This window comes from Rhizobium oryziradicis (genome assembly GCF_001939045.1).
GTDB classification, from domain to species: domain Bacteria; phylum Pseudomonadota; class Alphaproteobacteria; order Rhizobiales; family Rhizobiaceae; genus Allorhizobium; species Allorhizobium oryziradicis.
In genome coordinates, this window is sequence record NZ_MKIM01000027.1 from 864219 (window position 1) to 879255 (window position 15037).

At 55.0% G+C, this 15037-nt stretch carries 21 protein-coding genes; 17 read left to right on the plus strand and 4 right to left on the minus strand.

The window, feature by feature from the left end:
• Positions 1 to 120: 120 nt before the first annotated feature.
• The 3 genes from BJF95_RS15215 to BJF95_RS24470 all read right to left on the minus strand — a co-directional run bounded on the left by BJF95_RS15215 (position 121) and on the right by BJF95_RS24470 (position 1681).
• Entirely contained in the window at positions 121 to 375 is a 255-nt protein-coding gene (locus BJF95_RS15215) for a hypothetical protein (protein ID WP_075640240.1), read from the minus strand.
• A 91-nt stretch (positions 376 to 466) separates the two neighbouring features.
• The gene (locus BJF95_RS24110; RefSeq protein ID WP_175577264.1) at positions 467 to 811 is read right to left on the minus strand and encodes a hypothetical protein; all 345 of its coding nucleotides are present in this window, start codon (positions 809 to 811) and stop codon (positions 467 to 469) included.
• 552 nt (positions 812 to 1363) lie between these two features.
• A complete protein-coding gene (locus BJF95_RS24470) occupies positions 1364 to 1681 on the minus strand; it encodes a hypothetical protein (protein WP_245297331.1) in 318 nt (105 codons plus the stop codon).
• A 265-nt stretch (positions 1682 to 1946) separates the two neighbouring features.
• Between BJF95_RS24470 and BJF95_RS15235 the strand changes: the two genes are divergently transcribed.
• The 14 genes from BJF95_RS15235 (at position 1947) to BJF95_RS24680 (ending at position 10860) form a co-directional block, all read left to right on the plus strand.
• A complete protein-coding gene (locus tag BJF95_RS15235; protein WP_075640244.1) occupies positions 1947 to 2414 on the plus strand; it encodes a P27 family phage terminase small subunit in 468 nt (155 codons plus the stop codon).
• Positions 2398 to 4215 carry a terminase large subunit gene (locus BJF95_RS15240; protein WP_075640245.1) on the plus strand — a complete coding sequence of 606 codons (1818 nt, stop codon included), beginning with the start codon at positions 2398 to 2400 and terminating at the stop codon, positions 4213 to 4215. The genes BJF95_RS15235 and BJF95_RS15240 overlap by 17 nt, the downstream gene beginning before the upstream one ends.
• Complete coding sequence (locus tag BJF95_RS15245) at positions 4212 to 5495, plus strand: phage portal protein (protein WP_083638827.1); 1284 nt, start codon at positions 4212 to 4214, stop codon at positions 5493 to 5495. The genes BJF95_RS15240 and BJF95_RS15245 overlap by 4 nt, the downstream gene beginning before the upstream one ends.
• A 6-nt stretch (positions 5496 to 5501) precedes the next feature.
• Positions 5502 to 6182 carry an HK97 family phage prohead protease gene (locus BJF95_RS15250; RefSeq protein ID WP_075640246.1) on the plus strand — a complete coding sequence of 227 codons (681 nt, stop codon included), beginning with the start codon at positions 5502 to 5504 and terminating at the stop codon, positions 6180 to 6182.
• 32 nt (positions 6183 to 6214) lie between these two features.
• Positions 6215 to 7429: a phage major capsid protein gene (locus BJF95_RS15255; protein WP_075640384.1), complete on the plus strand. Its 1215-nt coding sequence runs from the start codon at positions 6215 to 6217 to the stop codon at positions 7427 to 7429.
• Between the two features lie 140 nt (positions 7430 to 7569).
• Positions 7570 to 7800: a hypothetical protein gene (locus BJF95_RS15260; RefSeq protein WP_075640247.1), complete on the plus strand. Its 231-nt coding sequence runs from the start codon at positions 7570 to 7572 to the stop codon at positions 7798 to 7800.
• An 8-nt stretch (positions 7801 to 7808) separates the two neighbouring features.
• Positions 7809 to 8399 (plus strand): head-tail connector protein, encoded by a 591-nt coding sequence (locus BJF95_RS15265; RefSeq protein ID WP_139317518.1) that lies wholly within the window; start codon positions 7809 to 7811, stop codon positions 8397 to 8399.
• The gene (locus BJF95_RS15270; RefSeq protein ID WP_075640249.1) at positions 8396 to 8596 is read left to right on the plus strand and encodes a hypothetical protein; all 201 of its coding nucleotides are present in this window, start codon (positions 8396 to 8398) and stop codon (positions 8594 to 8596) included. The genes BJF95_RS15265 and BJF95_RS15270 overlap by 4 nt, the downstream gene beginning before the upstream one ends.
• Positions 8580 to 8927 carry a phage head closure protein gene (locus tag BJF95_RS15275; protein ID WP_075640250.1) on the plus strand — a complete coding sequence of 116 codons (348 nt, stop codon included), beginning with the start codon at positions 8580 to 8582 and terminating at the stop codon, positions 8925 to 8927. The genes BJF95_RS15270 and BJF95_RS15275 overlap by 17 nt, the downstream gene beginning before the upstream one ends.
• Positions 8928 to 8936: 9 nt before the next feature.
• Complete coding sequence (locus BJF95_RS15280; RefSeq protein ID WP_075640251.1) at positions 8937 to 9437, plus strand: HK97 gp10 family phage protein; 501 nt, start codon at positions 8937 to 8939, stop codon at positions 9435 to 9437.
• The gene (locus BJF95_RS15285) at positions 9437 to 9847 is read left to right on the plus strand and encodes a DUF3168 domain-containing protein (RefSeq protein ID WP_075640252.1); all 411 of its coding nucleotides are present in this window, start codon (positions 9437 to 9439) and stop codon (positions 9845 to 9847) included. Before BJF95_RS15280 ends, BJF95_RS15285 begins: the two co-directional genes overlap by 1 nt.
• 25 nt (positions 9848 to 9872) lie before the next feature.
• Complete coding sequence (locus tag BJF95_RS15290) at positions 9873 to 10304, plus strand: phage tail tube protein (RefSeq protein WP_075640253.1); 432 nt, start codon at positions 9873 to 9875, stop codon at positions 10302 to 10304.
• Between the two features lie 2 nt (positions 10305 to 10306).
• Positions 10307 to 10663 carry a hypothetical protein gene (locus BJF95_RS15295; RefSeq protein WP_075640385.1) on the plus strand — a complete coding sequence of 119 codons (357 nt, stop codon included), beginning with the start codon at positions 10307 to 10309 and terminating at the stop codon, positions 10661 to 10663.
• Between the two features lie 17 nt (positions 10664 to 10680).
• Positions 10681 to 10860, plus strand: a complete 180-nt coding sequence (locus BJF95_RS24680; protein WP_075640254.1) for a phage tail assembly chaperone — start codon at positions 10681 to 10683, stop codon at positions 10858 to 10860.
• A 5-nt stretch (positions 10861 to 10865) separates the two neighbouring features.
• Here BJF95_RS24680 and BJF95_RS15305 read toward each other — a convergent pair whose 3' ends face one another.
• On the minus strand, positions 10866 to 11312 hold the full coding sequence (locus tag BJF95_RS15305) for a YbjQ family protein (RefSeq protein WP_083638828.1): 447 nt from the start codon (positions 11310 to 11312) through the stop codon (positions 10866 to 10868).
• Between the two features lie 62 nt (positions 11313 to 11374).
• On the opposite strand from BJF95_RS15305, the gene BJF95_RS15310 reads away from it, so the two are divergent.
• Genes BJF95_RS15310 through BJF95_RS15320 form a run of 3 tightly spaced genes read left to right on the plus strand, consistent with a single transcriptional unit; the run spans position 11375 to position 15035 of the window.
• Complete coding sequence (locus BJF95_RS15310) at positions 11375 to 13744, plus strand: phage tail length tape measure family protein (protein WP_075640255.1); 2370 nt, start codon at positions 11375 to 11377, stop codon at positions 13742 to 13744.
• Complete coding sequence (locus tag BJF95_RS15315; protein ID WP_075640256.1) at positions 13741 to 14364, plus strand: hypothetical protein; 624 nt, start codon at positions 13741 to 13743, stop codon at positions 14362 to 14364. Before BJF95_RS15310 ends, BJF95_RS15315 begins: the two co-directional genes overlap by 4 nt.
• Complete coding sequence (locus BJF95_RS15320) at positions 14364 to 15035, plus strand: hypothetical protein (RefSeq protein WP_075640257.1); 672 nt, start codon at positions 14364 to 14366, stop codon at positions 15033 to 15035. The genes BJF95_RS15315 and BJF95_RS15320 overlap by 1 nt, the downstream gene beginning before the upstream one ends.
• Positions 15036 to 15037: the final 2 nt, after the last annotated feature.

Consider the following 15037-nt stretch of genomic DNA (forward strand, 5'->3'; position numbering starts at 1 on the left):
ACAGCGCCTCTCCATTCGAGATGACCGGGGCGTCTGATGCTCCCAAAGGGATTGATGTTCTCCCCCGGCCTCGTTCTGATCCAAGCCAATAGGCGGTGCGATTCAGAGCCAGTGCGTAAGCTATGACCGAAACTGTTTTTGATAAATGGAAATAGGAATAGCCTGATTATCATCGTTCTCGGTTGTATTGCTGGTTTCTTGATATGCTTTCATGTGCGCGATAGCGTATTCGCGCTCACGTATTTCTCTCTCGACGCATTCCAACACAAATAACGTATCAACTGAATAAGCATCAAGTCGCTTTATATTCGAAAGTTGGGTGTATGCGTTTTTTAATAATTGCATTTCGTTTTTGATTTTTTCATTGATTGACATTTTTTATTTTCCAATCTCTTGTAATAAACGAATAAATTTAAGTATTGTTCCATTTGTTATTTAAGGGCGGCCAGAGGGTCGCCTTTTTACGTTAAGAGGTATGGGGATACGTTATGATGAGGGCAGGCCGTGGAAGGGGTGGTACTCCACCGCCCGCTGGCGAAAGACCCGGCTTAACCAGCTGACCATGGAACCGCTCTGCCGCATGTGCAGGCTGCAAGGCCGCTTCACTGCCGCCACGGTTTGTGACCACATCGAACGCCACAGCGGCAACCCTGACAAGTTTTGGAATGGTCCGTTTCAAAGCCTTTGCAAGACCCACCACGACGCAACCAAACAGGCAGAAGAGCATCGCGGCTTCTCGACGGCAGCAGGCACAGACGGCTGGCCCATCGACCCCCGCCACCCAGCAAACCGAGGATAGGGGGCGGGTCAAAAGTTCAAACCCCCTCTCCCCGCGCACCGGCGTCAGTCATTTCTGTGTAGCGCGGGGAAATTGGAGGGAAAAAGCCAATTCAGTCGTTTATGTTGGGTGTCAAGTCGGGTCGAGAGAAAATCCAAAAAGCGATGCTGACTACCACGCCGACCAATCCGGGCAACAGCAGGCGACTCGGCTCGTATAGATAAGCATCACTTAGCTCTTTTCCAGCAATACCTATTCCGAGGTTGTTTTGATATGCGAACCATAACCAGTTTACTAATATTCCAATGCATCGAAAACCAACGCCTGCCAAAAAACCTGCGATAGCGTAAGACGTTAGTCGTTTCATCCCGTGCTTTTGAAGTGTCAGGATTATTGGAATGCCGAGTATAAACATGCCAAGGTAGGTCAATAGGGCGCTGACTAGTAAAGTGCTCCAGACAATTTCTGACGTGGACATAGTTGACAAAATTGGGTCGGAATTTGCCCTAAGGACTGAATAGCTGGCATAGATTGGAGGTGCACATAGTGGTGCGATTGCAAAGCTTAGCAATGTTCTTTTGCGCATTATTTATCACTCAAGTTGAAACTGGATGATGACCCTACTTTGACGTAATAGACCTCTGTGCCAGTTAATTGCCAATATGCAGTCTCAGACACCTCGTTTAGATCTTCATTGTCAGGTTTGCCGAGTTCTATTTTTAGATCGCTCAGAAGGTTGCTTTTGTTTGTTAAGCTGTAACTGCAAACACGGGCCGGATTTAATCCGGTTGCGACCCAAAAAACCAAGGCGCTTTGAGTTTGTTCATCTCGCCAGCCAATGACATCAACCGTAACATGATTGTATTTCTCATAAGACGACTTCCAATTGGTGTCATCTTCCATTCTGGGCCAGCCGAGCGCGTTGCCTTTGGTTGTTGCCTCCGCCACGCTCCGTGATCGACACACTTCCAGAGCTTGCTTCGTAGAAATTTCCGCAGCGAATGGCTGGGTTACGGACGCTAAACAAATATATGCGGATGATAAGAATAATGGCGCAATTTTTTGCCGATTAAGTCCTAAATATCTCAATTGAAATCCTCCGCAGCCGGTCATTTCCTAAAAAGGATGGCGCACGGCTGCTTATTTTCAAGACACCGGAGACCTTTAAATGAAAGGCCGCAAGCCCACATCGGAAAACGTTGTGCCGCTGAAACCAGAAGATGGGCAGGGCGCTAACTTTGAGGCGCGGGCGGTGGCCAAGGCACGGGAGCTGCGGCCTGATGAATTGCCGTTTGATGTGCGCGCCATTTGGGATCGGCTGGCACCTGGGCTGTGTGATCCGCGCAAGAACCGGCTGAATGAAATCAATGCCTATATGTTTGAGCAGCTTTGCTGGACCATTGCCCGCCATGAGCGGTTGCGGCTGGATGTGCGGGAAGGCGGGGAAACCTATGAGAGCGAAACCCGCAACGGCAAACAGCTAAAGAGCCGCCCGGAAGTCAGCCAGTTGAACGAGACGTGGCGGCAAATTCGGGCGCTGGCGAGTGATTTTGGCATGACGCCGTCTGCCGAGCGCGGTTTGCAGGCGACCGGCCAGTTAGGATTTGAGTTCCCAACCGATGATGGATTCGATTGATGTTGTGGTGCCGGATGTCAGCTATGATGACGATCCGGTCACGGCTTGGGCCTGTGATGTGGTGCGCGGCGATGTTGTTGCCGGTCCTCATATTCGCAATGCCTGCCGCCGTCATCTTCTGGACCTTCGCGATGGCCCGGCAAGGGGGCTGCTTTGGGATCTGGAAATCGCAAACAAGCGCATCAAGTGGTTTGGCGATAAGCTGCGGCTGAACGGCGGACAGTTCGAGGGGCGGCGGTTTACGCTTCATCCCAGCCAAGCCTTTCGCGTCGGTTCTCTGTTTGGCTGGAAATGGGCCGAAACCGGGCTTCGCCGCTTTCGCCGGTTTTATGATGAGGAAGGCAAGGGCAACGGCAAATCGCCGCTGCTGGCGGGCATTGGCATTTGCATGATGGTGGCCGATGGCGAACCGCGTGCCGAGATTTATGCAGCCGCTGCCAAGAAAGATCAGGCGCAAGTGCTGTTTCGCGATGCGGTGGCCATGCGCGACCAATCGCCGGAACTGACACGGCGGATTATACCGTCTGGCGTAAACCCGGTCTGGCAGCTGACCTATATCAGCAAGGGCGGCGATAAGCGGTTCTTTAAGCCGATCTCGGCAGACAAAGCCCAATCTGGCCCGCGTCCGTCTTGTGCATTGTGTGATGAGGTGCACGAACATCCCAACCGGGATGTTATCGAAATGCTGGAACGCGGCTTTAAATTCCGCAAACAGCCGCTTTTGGTCATGGCCACCAACTCCGGTTCTGATCGAAAATCCATCTGCTGGGAAGAACATCAACACGCGGTCGAGGTGGCGGCGGGCATCAAGCAAGATGACACGACCTTTGCCTTTGTCTGTTCGCTGGATGAGGGCGATGATTGGGAAAATGATCCAAGCTGTTGGGTGAAGGCAAACCCGCTGCTCGATGTCACCGTGACCTCGGAGTATTTGCAGGGCGTGGTGGATCAAGCCCGGCTGATGCCGGGCAAGCGCAACAGCATTGCAAGGCTTCACTTTTGCGAGTGGACGCAATCGGTCAATGCCGCCATCAAGCGTGAAGCATGGATGGCCTGCCAAGCGCCGGTTGATCTGGAGGAGCTGGTGGACAAGGGTTATCCCTGCTTTGGCGGGCTGGACCTGTCGAAGACGCGGGATTTTACCGCACTCACGCTCACATGGCTTGTCGATGCCACCAAGGATTCGGAACGGCTGGTGTCAAAAACATGGTTTTGGTCGCCTGCCGATACCTTGCGAGATCGCGCCAGCACCGACCAGGCACCCTATGAGCTGTGGCGGGATCAAGGTTTCATTGAAGCCGTGCCCGGTCAGCGGCTTAAATATGCATGGCTTGCCAAAGCGCTTGCCGAGATCTGCGCCCGGTTTGAACCCAGCGAGATTGCCGCCGACCAATATGGCTTGGAGCAATTGAGCGAACACTTGGGCGATGATGGCGTGTCCTTGCCGCTGACCATTCACCCGCAAGGCTTTCAAAAGCGGGTGCTGGAACGCGACAAACATGCAGCTGATGGCGAACAGGAGATTTATCTCTGGATGCCAGACAGCATCAACAAGCTGGAAAACGCGATCTATGAGCAGCGCTTGCAGATCGACCCAAACCCGATGCTCGATCTGTGTGCGGCAAGCGTGGTCTATGCCGAAAACCGGACGGGGCAGCGCATGTTTGATAAGGAACACGCCTTCGGGCGCATCGACGGCATGGTGTCTTTGGCCATGTCGATGGGCATGACGCTTTGCAAAGAGCGCGCAACGGGGCCGGATTTAGGCTCGTATTTGCAGGATATGGCGGGGCGATTATGAGCATATGGAATGGTCTTTTTGGCCGTCGCAACGTCAAGCTTTCAAACCGGGATGATGCGGAGACCATTGCCGCATCGCTTGGGGCTTCCAGCAGTGCGGCGGGCAAAGCGGTGACACCGGATTCGGTGTTGCAGCTGGCCACCGCCTGGTCGTGCATCCGGCTGTTGTCGGAAACCATTGGCACGCTGCCCTTGCAGGTCTATCAGCGCCAAGGCGAGGTTAAATCCTTGGCGCGGGACCATTCTCTGTATGGGCTTTTGCACGATAGCCCAAACAGCGATCAGACGGCGGCGGAATTTGTTGAGGCGATGATTGCCTGCCTGTGTCTTTGGGGCAATTTCTACGCTCGAAAACAGTTTGTCGGCAAACGGCTGGTGGCGATTGAGCAGCTTCGCCCTGACAGAATGAGCGTGAAGCGTAACGCTATGGGGCGGCGGGTTTACACCTACAGCGGCGGGGCCAAGGCCGAAACCTTTGACGAAGACGCGATTTTCCATGTGCGCGGCTTTGGCGTGGGCGGCGATGTTGGCCTCTCACCCATTAGCTATGCCCGGCAAACCATGGGCACGGCGCTGGCCGCCGATGAAACGGCGGCGGAAACCTTCCGCAACGGCTTGCAGATCTCCGGCTTTATCAAGGAAGCCATGGGCACCAAAGCCACCAAGGAACAGCGCGTGGAAATGATGCAGCTCTTTGATAGCTTCATGGGGTCGCGCAATGCAGGCAAGGTCATGCCGCTGCCCTACGGGTTTGATTTTGCCTCGATCAGCATGAACCCAGAAGATGCGCAACTGCTGCAAACCCGGCGTTTCCATGTGGAAGAGATTTGCCGCTGGTTTCGGGTGCCACCGTTCATGGTGGGCCATACGGAAAAGTCGAGCAGCTGGGGCACGGGGCTGGAACAGCAGATGATCGGCTTTTTGACCTTCTCGCTGCGGCCATACCTGACCCGCATTGAACAGGCGATCAAGAAACAGCTGATTCCATTCAATGAGCGGGCAAACCTCTATGCCGAGTTTAATCTGGGTGGCCTGCTTAGGGCCGATAGCCAAGGCCGTGCGGCGCTGTTGAGCGCCCTTGGTCAAAACGGATTCCTGACCCGCAACGAGGGCAGGGCGCTGGACAATCGCCCACCCATGCCGGGCGGCGATGTGCTGACCGTGCAATCCAACCTGGTGCCGCTCGATCAGCTGGGCAAGGTGCCCGCCACGTCAACGCCAGATGCGCCGTTGCAAACGCCAGCGCCAACACCAACGACGCCTCCACCCACCGAGGACTGATCACCCATGAAAACCAAGAATTTTGACCTGCAGGTGAAAAGCCTGTCGGAAGACGGCACCTTTTTGGGCTACGGCTCGATTTTTGGCAATGTCGATAGCTATGGCGAAAAGGTCATGGCGGGCGCGTTCAACGAAAGCCTTGCCCGCCACAAGGCGCAAGGCTCCAGCGTTAAAATGCTGTGGCAGCACGACCCCAGCCAGCCGATTGGCATCTGGGAAGACCTCACAGAAGATAGTCGGGGCCTGCATGGCAAGGGCCGGTTGATCCTTGAGGTTGAGAAGGCCCGCGAAGCCTTGGCGCTGATGAAGGCCAAGGCGCTGGGCGGTCTTTCCATCGGCTATCGTGAGGAAGACACCGACCGCGACGGCAAGGTGAAGCTTCTCAAAAAGCTGGACCTTTATGAAATCAGCCCCGTGACCTTTCCCGCCAATGATCAGGCGACGATTGAAAGCGTCAAATCAGACCAATTCACCGAATTTGTGCAACGGCTGAAGGATGGCAACCCCATGCCAGCCGATGATTTTGCCGAGATCCTGCGCGGCCTCGGTGTTCCACCTTCCATCGCCTCGGAAATTGCCACGCTTGGCTATGCCAAGGCGGTCAATGCGCAAACCCATGCTGATGAGGCGGCCAGCAATGCGTTGAAAGCGCTTCGCGATGCCGCCAGCTCCTTCAAAACCCTTTGATCATCAAACCAGCCCACCAAAAGGAAAATCCGATGCCTGTAACCACCAGTGAACTCGAAACCTTGGCCCGTGACCTCAAAACAGCCGCCGATGAGGTCAAGCGCTCTGCCGAAACCACCAATCTCGAACTCAAAAACCTCGGAGCGGTGACGGCGGACACCAAGAAAGCCGCCGATGAGGCGCTGATCAAGCACAATGAGCTGTCTGCCCGCATGACCGAGCTGGAACAGAAAATGGTGCGCGGCCCCGGTGAGCCGGAACGCCAGAAATCCATAGGCCAGTCGGTGACTGAGCATGAGGATTTCAAGCATTTTATCAAATCCGGTGCCAAGGGCCGCATGTCGATCTCGGTCAAGGCGATCATTTCCGCGCTCACCACCGATGCCGATGGCTCTGCCGGTGATTTGATTGTGCCGCAACGCCAGCCCGGCATTCTGGGCCTGCCACAGCGCCGCTTGACCATTCGCGATTTGATCATGCCGGGGCAAACCTCTTCCAACGCGATTCAATATGTGAAGGAAACCGGCTTTATCAACCGAGCCGCCACAGTGTCGGAAACATCGGGCGAGACCAAGCCGCAATCCGAAATCAAGTTTGATATTGTCACGGCACCCGTTTCCACCATTGCCCATTGGGTGATTGCCACCAAACAGATTCTGGATGATGTGCCACAGCTGCAATCCTATATCGATGGGCGGCTGCGCTATGGCCTTGCCTTTGTCGAGGAAGCTCAATTGCTGATGGGCAGCGGCACGGGCACCAACCTGAACGGCATTTATACGCAAGCCAGCGCGTTCACACCGCCGGTTAAACTGCCTGCCGGTGTGACCAAAATTGACGTGATCCGCCTCGCCATGCTGCAAGCATTCCTGGCCGAATATCCGCCAAACGGCATTGTGATGCATCCCGGCGATTGGGCAACCATTGAGCTGTTGAAGGATACCACGGGCCGCCACATCATCGGCAATCCGCAAAGTCAGGCAGAGGCGCGGCTGTGGCGTTTGCCGGTGGTGGAAACGCAAGCCATGCCGCTGGATAACTTCCTGACGGGCGCTTTCCAGCTCGGTGCGCAGATTTTTGACCGTGAAGACGCCAATGTGGAAATCTCCACAGAAGACGGCAACAACTTCACCAAAAACCTTGTGACCATCCGTGCAGAAGAGCGCTTGGCTATGGCCACCTATCGGCCAGAGGCGTTTGTAAAGGGCGCATTTGCCACGGCCATGGCGGCGGCAACGGAAGCGTAAACAGCGCTTCATAGGCGCTGCTTCCAGAGACGCAAAACCTCACTCCGAAAGCAGCAGCTTCCTCATAGGCCAACATGGTTAGCAACCGATTAACCATGTTGGCCGCCTTCAACAAACGATGACAAACAAGGGCATGCATTATGAAACTCGAAGCGCTTGATAATTTTTACACCGACGAAACCAAACAGGTTTTGGCCGGACGAACCTTTACCGTGGAAAGCCCTGAAACCGCAAAAGAGCTGATCAAGGCGGGCCTCGCGCAAGAGGTTGAAGACGACGGCGGAGAGGCCACAGATGCGGGTGATCCCGACGCCACCAAGGCCGAGGCCACTCTGAAAAACAAGGCGAAAGCCCCGCCTGCCAATAAGTGAGGCGCGCCATGCTGGTGTCTGTGATTGAACCGCCCACCGCTGTGGTGACGGTGGAAGAGGCAAGAGCGCATTTGCGCCTCGACCACACCGATGATGATGGCTTGCTCGAAACCCTGATCAAGGCGGCAACCGGCTGGATTGATGGTCCAGCCGGTTGGCTTGGCCGCTGCATTGGCGGCCAGATGCTGGAAATGCGCCTTGCCCGCTGGCCATCACGGGGCAGCGATCTGCCTTTGCCTTATCCGCCTGTGGTGCAGATCGAACAGGTCGCCCACCTCGACAGTGATGGCAATGAACAGCCGGTGTCGAATGCGCTCTATCGCTTGGCGGGCAACCGCCTGTGGCTGATGCCGGATTTTGTTGCCCCTGTTGGCGGTGATGAACCCTATCCGGTGCGCATCCGCTATCGGGCGGGCTATGGCGCAATGAATGCGCAAGGGCAATGGGAGAATGATGCTCCGGACTCGATCAAAGCGGCCATCCTGATGCTGGTGGGCCAATGGTATGCCAACCCCGAAGCGGTCGCCACGGCCACCAGCAACGACACCATGCCCTTTGCCGTCGAAGCGCTTCTCCAACCCTATCGGGTGCTGTCATGAAGGTACGGTTTACCGAGGATTTTGATTACCGGCCAACACCGGCCTGCACCATCGCTTACAAAGCCGGGATGGTGGAAACCGTCAAGCGTGCTTGCGGCGAGGATGCTGTTGCCAAGGGCAAAGCGGTGGAAGTGATGCCGCGTGGCCGCAAAGCCAAGGCCGTCAAAGAGGAGCAAGCCAATGGCGACCAACAATAGCGCGGGCCAGCTGACCGAGCGCGTGGCGTTTGAGCAAAAAGGCAGCGCCCCCGATGGCTATGGCGGCACCACCACCGCCTATGTGGAGCAATTCACCTGCCGGGCAGGCTTCCAACATTTGCGCGGCGGCGAGGCGGTGCAGGCGGCGCGCCTGCAAGGCCAGCACACCCTTATTATTCGGGTTCGCGCCAGCAGCCTCACAAAAGCCGTGACAGGGGATTGGCGGGTCCGTGATGCCCGCAAAGGCACAGTTTACGCCATCAAGGACGTGGAGCCGGAAACCAACCGTATGTTTATCAGCTTCACATGCCAAAGCGGCGCAACTGGATAAGGTGTCGGCATGTTGAAAGCAAAAGTGCTGGGAAATGAGAAGCTTCGCAAGCGACTGGATGAAATTGCACCACTTGCCACCAAATATGCCGCTGATGAAAAACTGAATATTGCGCAAGAGGCTGCCAATTTGATGGCAGATCGAGCGCCTATCAGCAATGGCCCAACGGCTGGCGATTATGCCGCGTCTATTGAGGGCGACAAGATCAGCAACAGACCGCAGGCAAAAGCCATGGTCGGAACGCAAGCCAGCAAAGACCCGGATGCAGCCGGCATATTCGCGGGTTGGATCTGGCATTTTCTGGAATTTGGAACCAAGCCCCATAACGTCGCAAAAGGCGGCGGCACGGTACTAGGCAAAAAGCAAACGGCGGCGAATGGCGCAAGGATGCATCCCGGCACTAAAGCGCAACCGCATATATTCCCAACATGGCGGGCCATGCGGGCCGAAGCCAAAAAACGCATCAATGCAGCGGTCTTGAGGGGCGTTAAGGAGGCTATGAAAAAATAATGGCCAGCGCTGATCTTGAGCTTCAAGGGGCCATTGTCTCGGCTCTAAAGGCAAGTGACGATGTGCGGGCGTTTATTGATCAACGGATTTACGACAATCCGCCCCATGGTGCGGTCTTGCCCTATGTAACCCTTGGGGAAACGCAGGATTTACGAACGGATATGGTTGGCGCGAATGCCTTCACCATTTTTGCAACGCTACACGCCTGGTCAGATTATCCGGGTGGCTTCATGGAAGTGAAGCAAGTTTCAAACGCGGTGATCGAATGCGTGCATCTCGCGCCTCTTGTGCTTCCAAGCCACCGGCTTGTTTCGATTGAACACCACAACACTCGCACATTTAGAGATCCTGACGGCGTCACCAGTCATGCCGTCATTGAATTTGTCGCTTTTGTTGAGCGCCAGAACTAACCCAACTCACACATAGGAGAATATGATGGCAGAAGGTCAGCAGATCGGCCGCACACTGCTTATTCAGATTGGTGACGGTCAAAGCCCTGAGGCATTCACCAATCTTTGCGGCATCACAACCCGCAGCTTCAATCTCTCTGCAAGTGAGGTTGATACGACGATTCCAGACTGTAACAATCCGGGCGGACCGGTTCAACGCACGGCGGAACCGGGCATTGTTCAGCGGAAATTTACAGGCTCCGGCAAGTTCTACAAAGGCCCAACCTCGTCCATTTTCATGGCGCATGTGCGCAATGCGACGGTGTTCAATGCCAAGGTAATTGTGCCAGGCGATGGCACTTACACAGGCCCATGGATGGCCTCTGAGTTTGAATTTTCAGGGGAAATGGAGGGAAATATGGATTTTAATACCACCATTTCCGCGGCTGGCCCGCTGACCTTTGTTGCGGAGGCATGATCATGGAAAAAAGCGAAAAGCCTTTCCCGCTGGAGGTCAACGGCGCGCGTGGTGAAGTTGCCCTGTGGGTTGGCGACGTGCCTTTGGTGATTGCTGCTGAGATTGGCAAGCTTGCGGCTGTTTCGACGCGGCTGGGCTGCAAAAGCATGTCCGATCTGTTTTTGCGACTAACCAGTGTCGAGGTTGCTGCAACATTGGCTGCCCTCGATCTTTTGACAGTTCGCGGGGAAACGGAAACGGCGATCAAGAAACTGCGGTTAAAGCATTTTTCGGCCTGCTCTCAGGCATTCTCCAGCGCGTTATCGCATCATCTTGATGGTGATACGGGAAACCCGGAGGCCGTAGGTCAAGCGGCGTAAATGAAAGTTGGCCTTGGATCGGGTGGCAAAGGACGGCCTATGGTGCGCTTGGCTGGAAGCCAAAGCATTTTTGGGCTGCCACCCTCACCGAATTTCTATCCGCCGTGGATGGTTGGGGTGTTGCAAACGGCGTACAGCCAAAACTTGCGCCACCAAGCGACGATGAGCTTGAAAAGCTCGCAATGCGTTATGGTTAGACCATCTATTGTTCTTGAAGGACAACAGCCGTTCCTGTTGCAGCGATAAACAGGATGTCGCCTGAACCAGTCGTACTGATTTGGCTATAATTGACATTAACCGCGATGACCGCATTGGCACCAGCTTCTGCGGCTTCGTGTTTCAACCCTTCAAGGCAAGCGTTGCGGGCTTCCTTTAGAGCTTTTTCTGAGGTGGATGATCTGCCGCCAATAAATCCACGCCAATTGTTAGCTATGTCTTTGAATATATTGAGGCCTATAGCAACCTCATTGGCGACAATGGAAACGACACGATCAATTTTCCGGTTTGGAATATCGATTGATGTGGTGAGGATTATTGTTTCAACGTGGGTCTTCTTTTGCGCCGCTTTCATGGTGTCTTCGCATTCACCACAAAATCCATCTGGGCTACCCAGATAGTAGCTTGTCCCGCAATTTTTGCAAATTGGCATTCGGCGCTCCTCACCTGGCTATCGCGCTGCAGTTGTCGTTCGCGTTATAAGGAGGAATCACTTTGTCCGACAATAGTGACGACCTGATTATCTCAATCAGCACCGATCTTGCTACGGTCAAGCGTTCGCTTAACAAGCTGGTGTCAGATGTGGGGCAGGCTTCGTCTGGCATTGAAAAGAGGTTTGCGGCAACCGGCAAGGCGATCAATGCGTCTATGTCGACCTCGATGCAAAAGCAAATTGAGCAAATGGTTGGCATTGGCACAAAGGGCGCGAAAGAATGGAATGGTGTCCTCGCTGATCAGGGTAAAGAGCTTGAACGTTTGCGGGCGCAGTACAGCCCGCTATTTGCGGTCATTCAGAACTACAAACAGGCAGTCAGCGAAATCAGGCGTGCCCATGCTGTTGGTGCGATTTCAGCCAATGAAATGGCTGCAGCTATCAGCAAGGAACGGCAAAGTGCGCTGGCCAGCACGGCAGCAATAAAGGGACGCAATGCCGCCCTTGCCAATATGCCAACAGCCGCCAAGGTCGGCAATAACAGTCATTACACATCCAACATTGCAGCGCAGTTTCAGGATATTGGTGTGACGGCGATGGGCGGCATGTCGCCGGTTCAAATCGCCTTTCAGCAAGGCACTCAACTCTCTGCCGTTTTGAATGACATGAAGGCAAGCGGGCAGGGTGCTGGCGCTGCATTAGCTGGTGCCTTTTCGTCCATTATTTCGCCTGTCAGTCTTGTCACGATTGGTCTTGTTGCGGCTTCTGCTGCTGCAATTCAATATTTTTCTGGAATACTTTCTAATGACGATGAGGCGGCTGGTGTTCTCAAGGAACAGGCGCAACTTATCTCGATGGTTGCCGAACGTTGGGGCGATACGATCCCGGTTTTGCGCGAATACGCTGACCAATTGCGCCGCGCTCAAGACGGTGCTGATTTGCGCGAAGGCGCTAAGATTATCAATGAAAAGACACTTGCCGATGTAAAGAAGGAAGTTGCTGAAGCGGGTGCCAGCATTGCTGATCTGGTTTCAAAGTTGCAGGCAGCAGGTGAGGAAGCTGAGGTTATCAAGAGGCTACAGGATGCATTTGCAGCCTTTACCAAGGCCGCCAAGGATGGAAAGCTGGAAACTGCGGATGTTGAGCGCGTACAAACTGCCTTGGCCGACGCGGTGAATAGCAGTGGCATCCCAGCTATTTCAACCTTTGCATCTGCCTTCAAAGATTTGGCTGGCGAGGCATTGACCGCTAATAAAAATGTCCAAGGTGTTATGGATGCGGTGTCTCGCTCCTCGGACATCACCACCTGGCGAAGCTACAACAAGGAAACCGGCAAGCTTGGTCTTGAGGGTCAGACCAACGATGGGCCTATTCAGGGTGAAAGTTTTGCCACGCCTGAAGATGGCCCAATGCCAGAAAAGCGGCCCCTTATTGAGCTGATTGGAACACCATGGGTGCCTAAAGCAAAGGCGGCGTCTGCTCCGAAAAAAACGGCTGAGGATCGTTTTGCCGAGGATATGCGGGCCATGAATGATCGGACTGCTGCGTTGAAGCAAGAGATTGCGCTTGTTGGGCAATCGAATGAAGAGCAGGTCAGGCGGCGCGCGGCGCTCAACATGGAGCAAAATGCGCTTGCGGATCTGCGGGAAGAGGCGCGGAAGAAGGGCGAGACGGATCTCGAAGGCATCACACTGTCGCCAGACAAGATCAATGCGATCAATCGTGAGGCGGCTGCATATGCTGAGCAGGTACAGGTTTTGCAGAAGGTGCAGGACGCACAACAGAATGCTGAAAATGCCGCCCGCGAATTTTACGACACCGCAAAATCTGGGTTTGCCGATGTCGTGACGGGTGCCGAAAGCCTGAATGATGCCCTTTCCAGTCTTTTGAAAAAGCTTGGCGATCTGATGTTGAACAGTGCATTTGACAGTGCGTTTGGAGGCTCCTCTGCAAGCGGTAGCGGCGGCTGGCTAACAGGTGTTGCCAAGGCTCTTGGCTTTGCGGATGGCGGTAAAATACAGGCCTTTGCGGGTGGCGGTAAATTGAGTGGGCCGGGAACGGGGCGGTCTGATGATATTTTGATGTGGGGATCGAACGGCGAATATATGGTCAATGCAGCCTCGACTGCGAAATATCTGCCACTCTTGGAGGCTATTAACAAGAACAAGCTGCCCGCTTTTGCCAGCGGTGGCTTGCTGGGCGGTGGCTCGATACCTCAAATTTCTACCCCACGCATACCCGATCTTGCAGGTGCTGCGGCAAACCGCAATTCCCCTCTCCAGATCAACTACAACCCGGTGATTGATGCCCGCGGGGCTGATGCGGCGGCGGTGGCGCGGTTGGAGCAGGCGCAAGCGCAAGATCGCAAGATGTTGCCGGCGCAAGTGGTGAATGCGCTTCGTGATGCCCGTGCGCGGGGTGTGAAGATATGACCATCACCTATCCGATTGACCTTTTGGCCGACTTCCCCGGCTGGTCTATCAAGTTCGAGCCGCTTTACCGGCAAGAGCAATCGCGCACCGCTGGCGGTGTCACCTATGCCAAGGATCTGGGATCGCCGCTGTGGTCGGCAAGCTATCAAACGCGGTCGCTGTCCATCAATGAGCTAGATGGGTGGCGGGCAAGACTGGAAGCGCTGGAAGGCGGTTTGCAGTTCTTTAAAGGTGTGCCTCTTTCGCGGGCGCGGCCTATTGCCTATCCGGCTGGCAAGGCGGTGCCTGCCAATCCGGTCTTGTCGGCCATTGGTGGCGACAACAAGAGTGTGACGATTTCCGGCCTGTCCAGCGGCTATATTTTGTCGCTGGGCGATATGATCCAGATCGCGGGTAGCGGGCTTTATCGGGTGGTGGAGGGGGCGGTTGCCAATTCCGGTGGCGTTGCCAGCCTGTTTGAAGTTCGCCCGCATCTGTGGCCGGGCACGGTTGCGGGATCGGCGGTCACGTTGGTTCGGCCATCCTGCACCATGATGATTGTGCCGGGGTCGATTTCTTCCGATGCTGATCTCGCGACGGGGCGCGGGGCCATATCATTTCAGTCTATTGAGGTGCGCTAATGCGGATTTTGCCAGCTTCTATCACCACCGCATTGACAGCTCGGCAATTGGTGGCGCGTGATTTTCTGTGGCTGATTGCGCGGGATCGGCAAACAGGCCAGCCGCAAGCGGTGGGCTTTTGGTCGGACGTGGGCAATATAGCGGCAGAGGTGGTGCATCCTGACACGGGCCATGCGGATGCGCGCAATTTCTACGGCTCCGGCACCTTGATCAGCATCACGGAAATCCCGCTGGTCTCGACCTTGGAAGCTCAAAACGTCACCATCACCATGTCCCAGATTGATGAGCTGGTGGCGCAAGCGGTGCGGCTTTATGATTGCAAACAAGCCCGCGTGGAAATCTATCGCGGGCTGTTTTCGCCTCAAACTCGTAAGCTTGTATCGCCTGCGGAACTGCGCTTCTTCGGGTTTGTTGACACGGTTAGCGTTAAGACACCTGCCGAGAACGAGGCCGGGGCGGTGACCTTCACCTGTGCATCGCACATGCAGGAAATCACCCGCTCTAACCCCGATACCAGATCGGACGCCAGCCAAAGGCAGCGCAATGCCAATGATAATTTCTATCAGGATGTGGCGGTGGTGGGTGAGTGGGAACTGTTTTGGGGGCAGGTGCAGGGCAAGATTGCCACCACGGGCCGCAAGCTTTCAAGCATCCTCGGCATATCAGGTTAAAC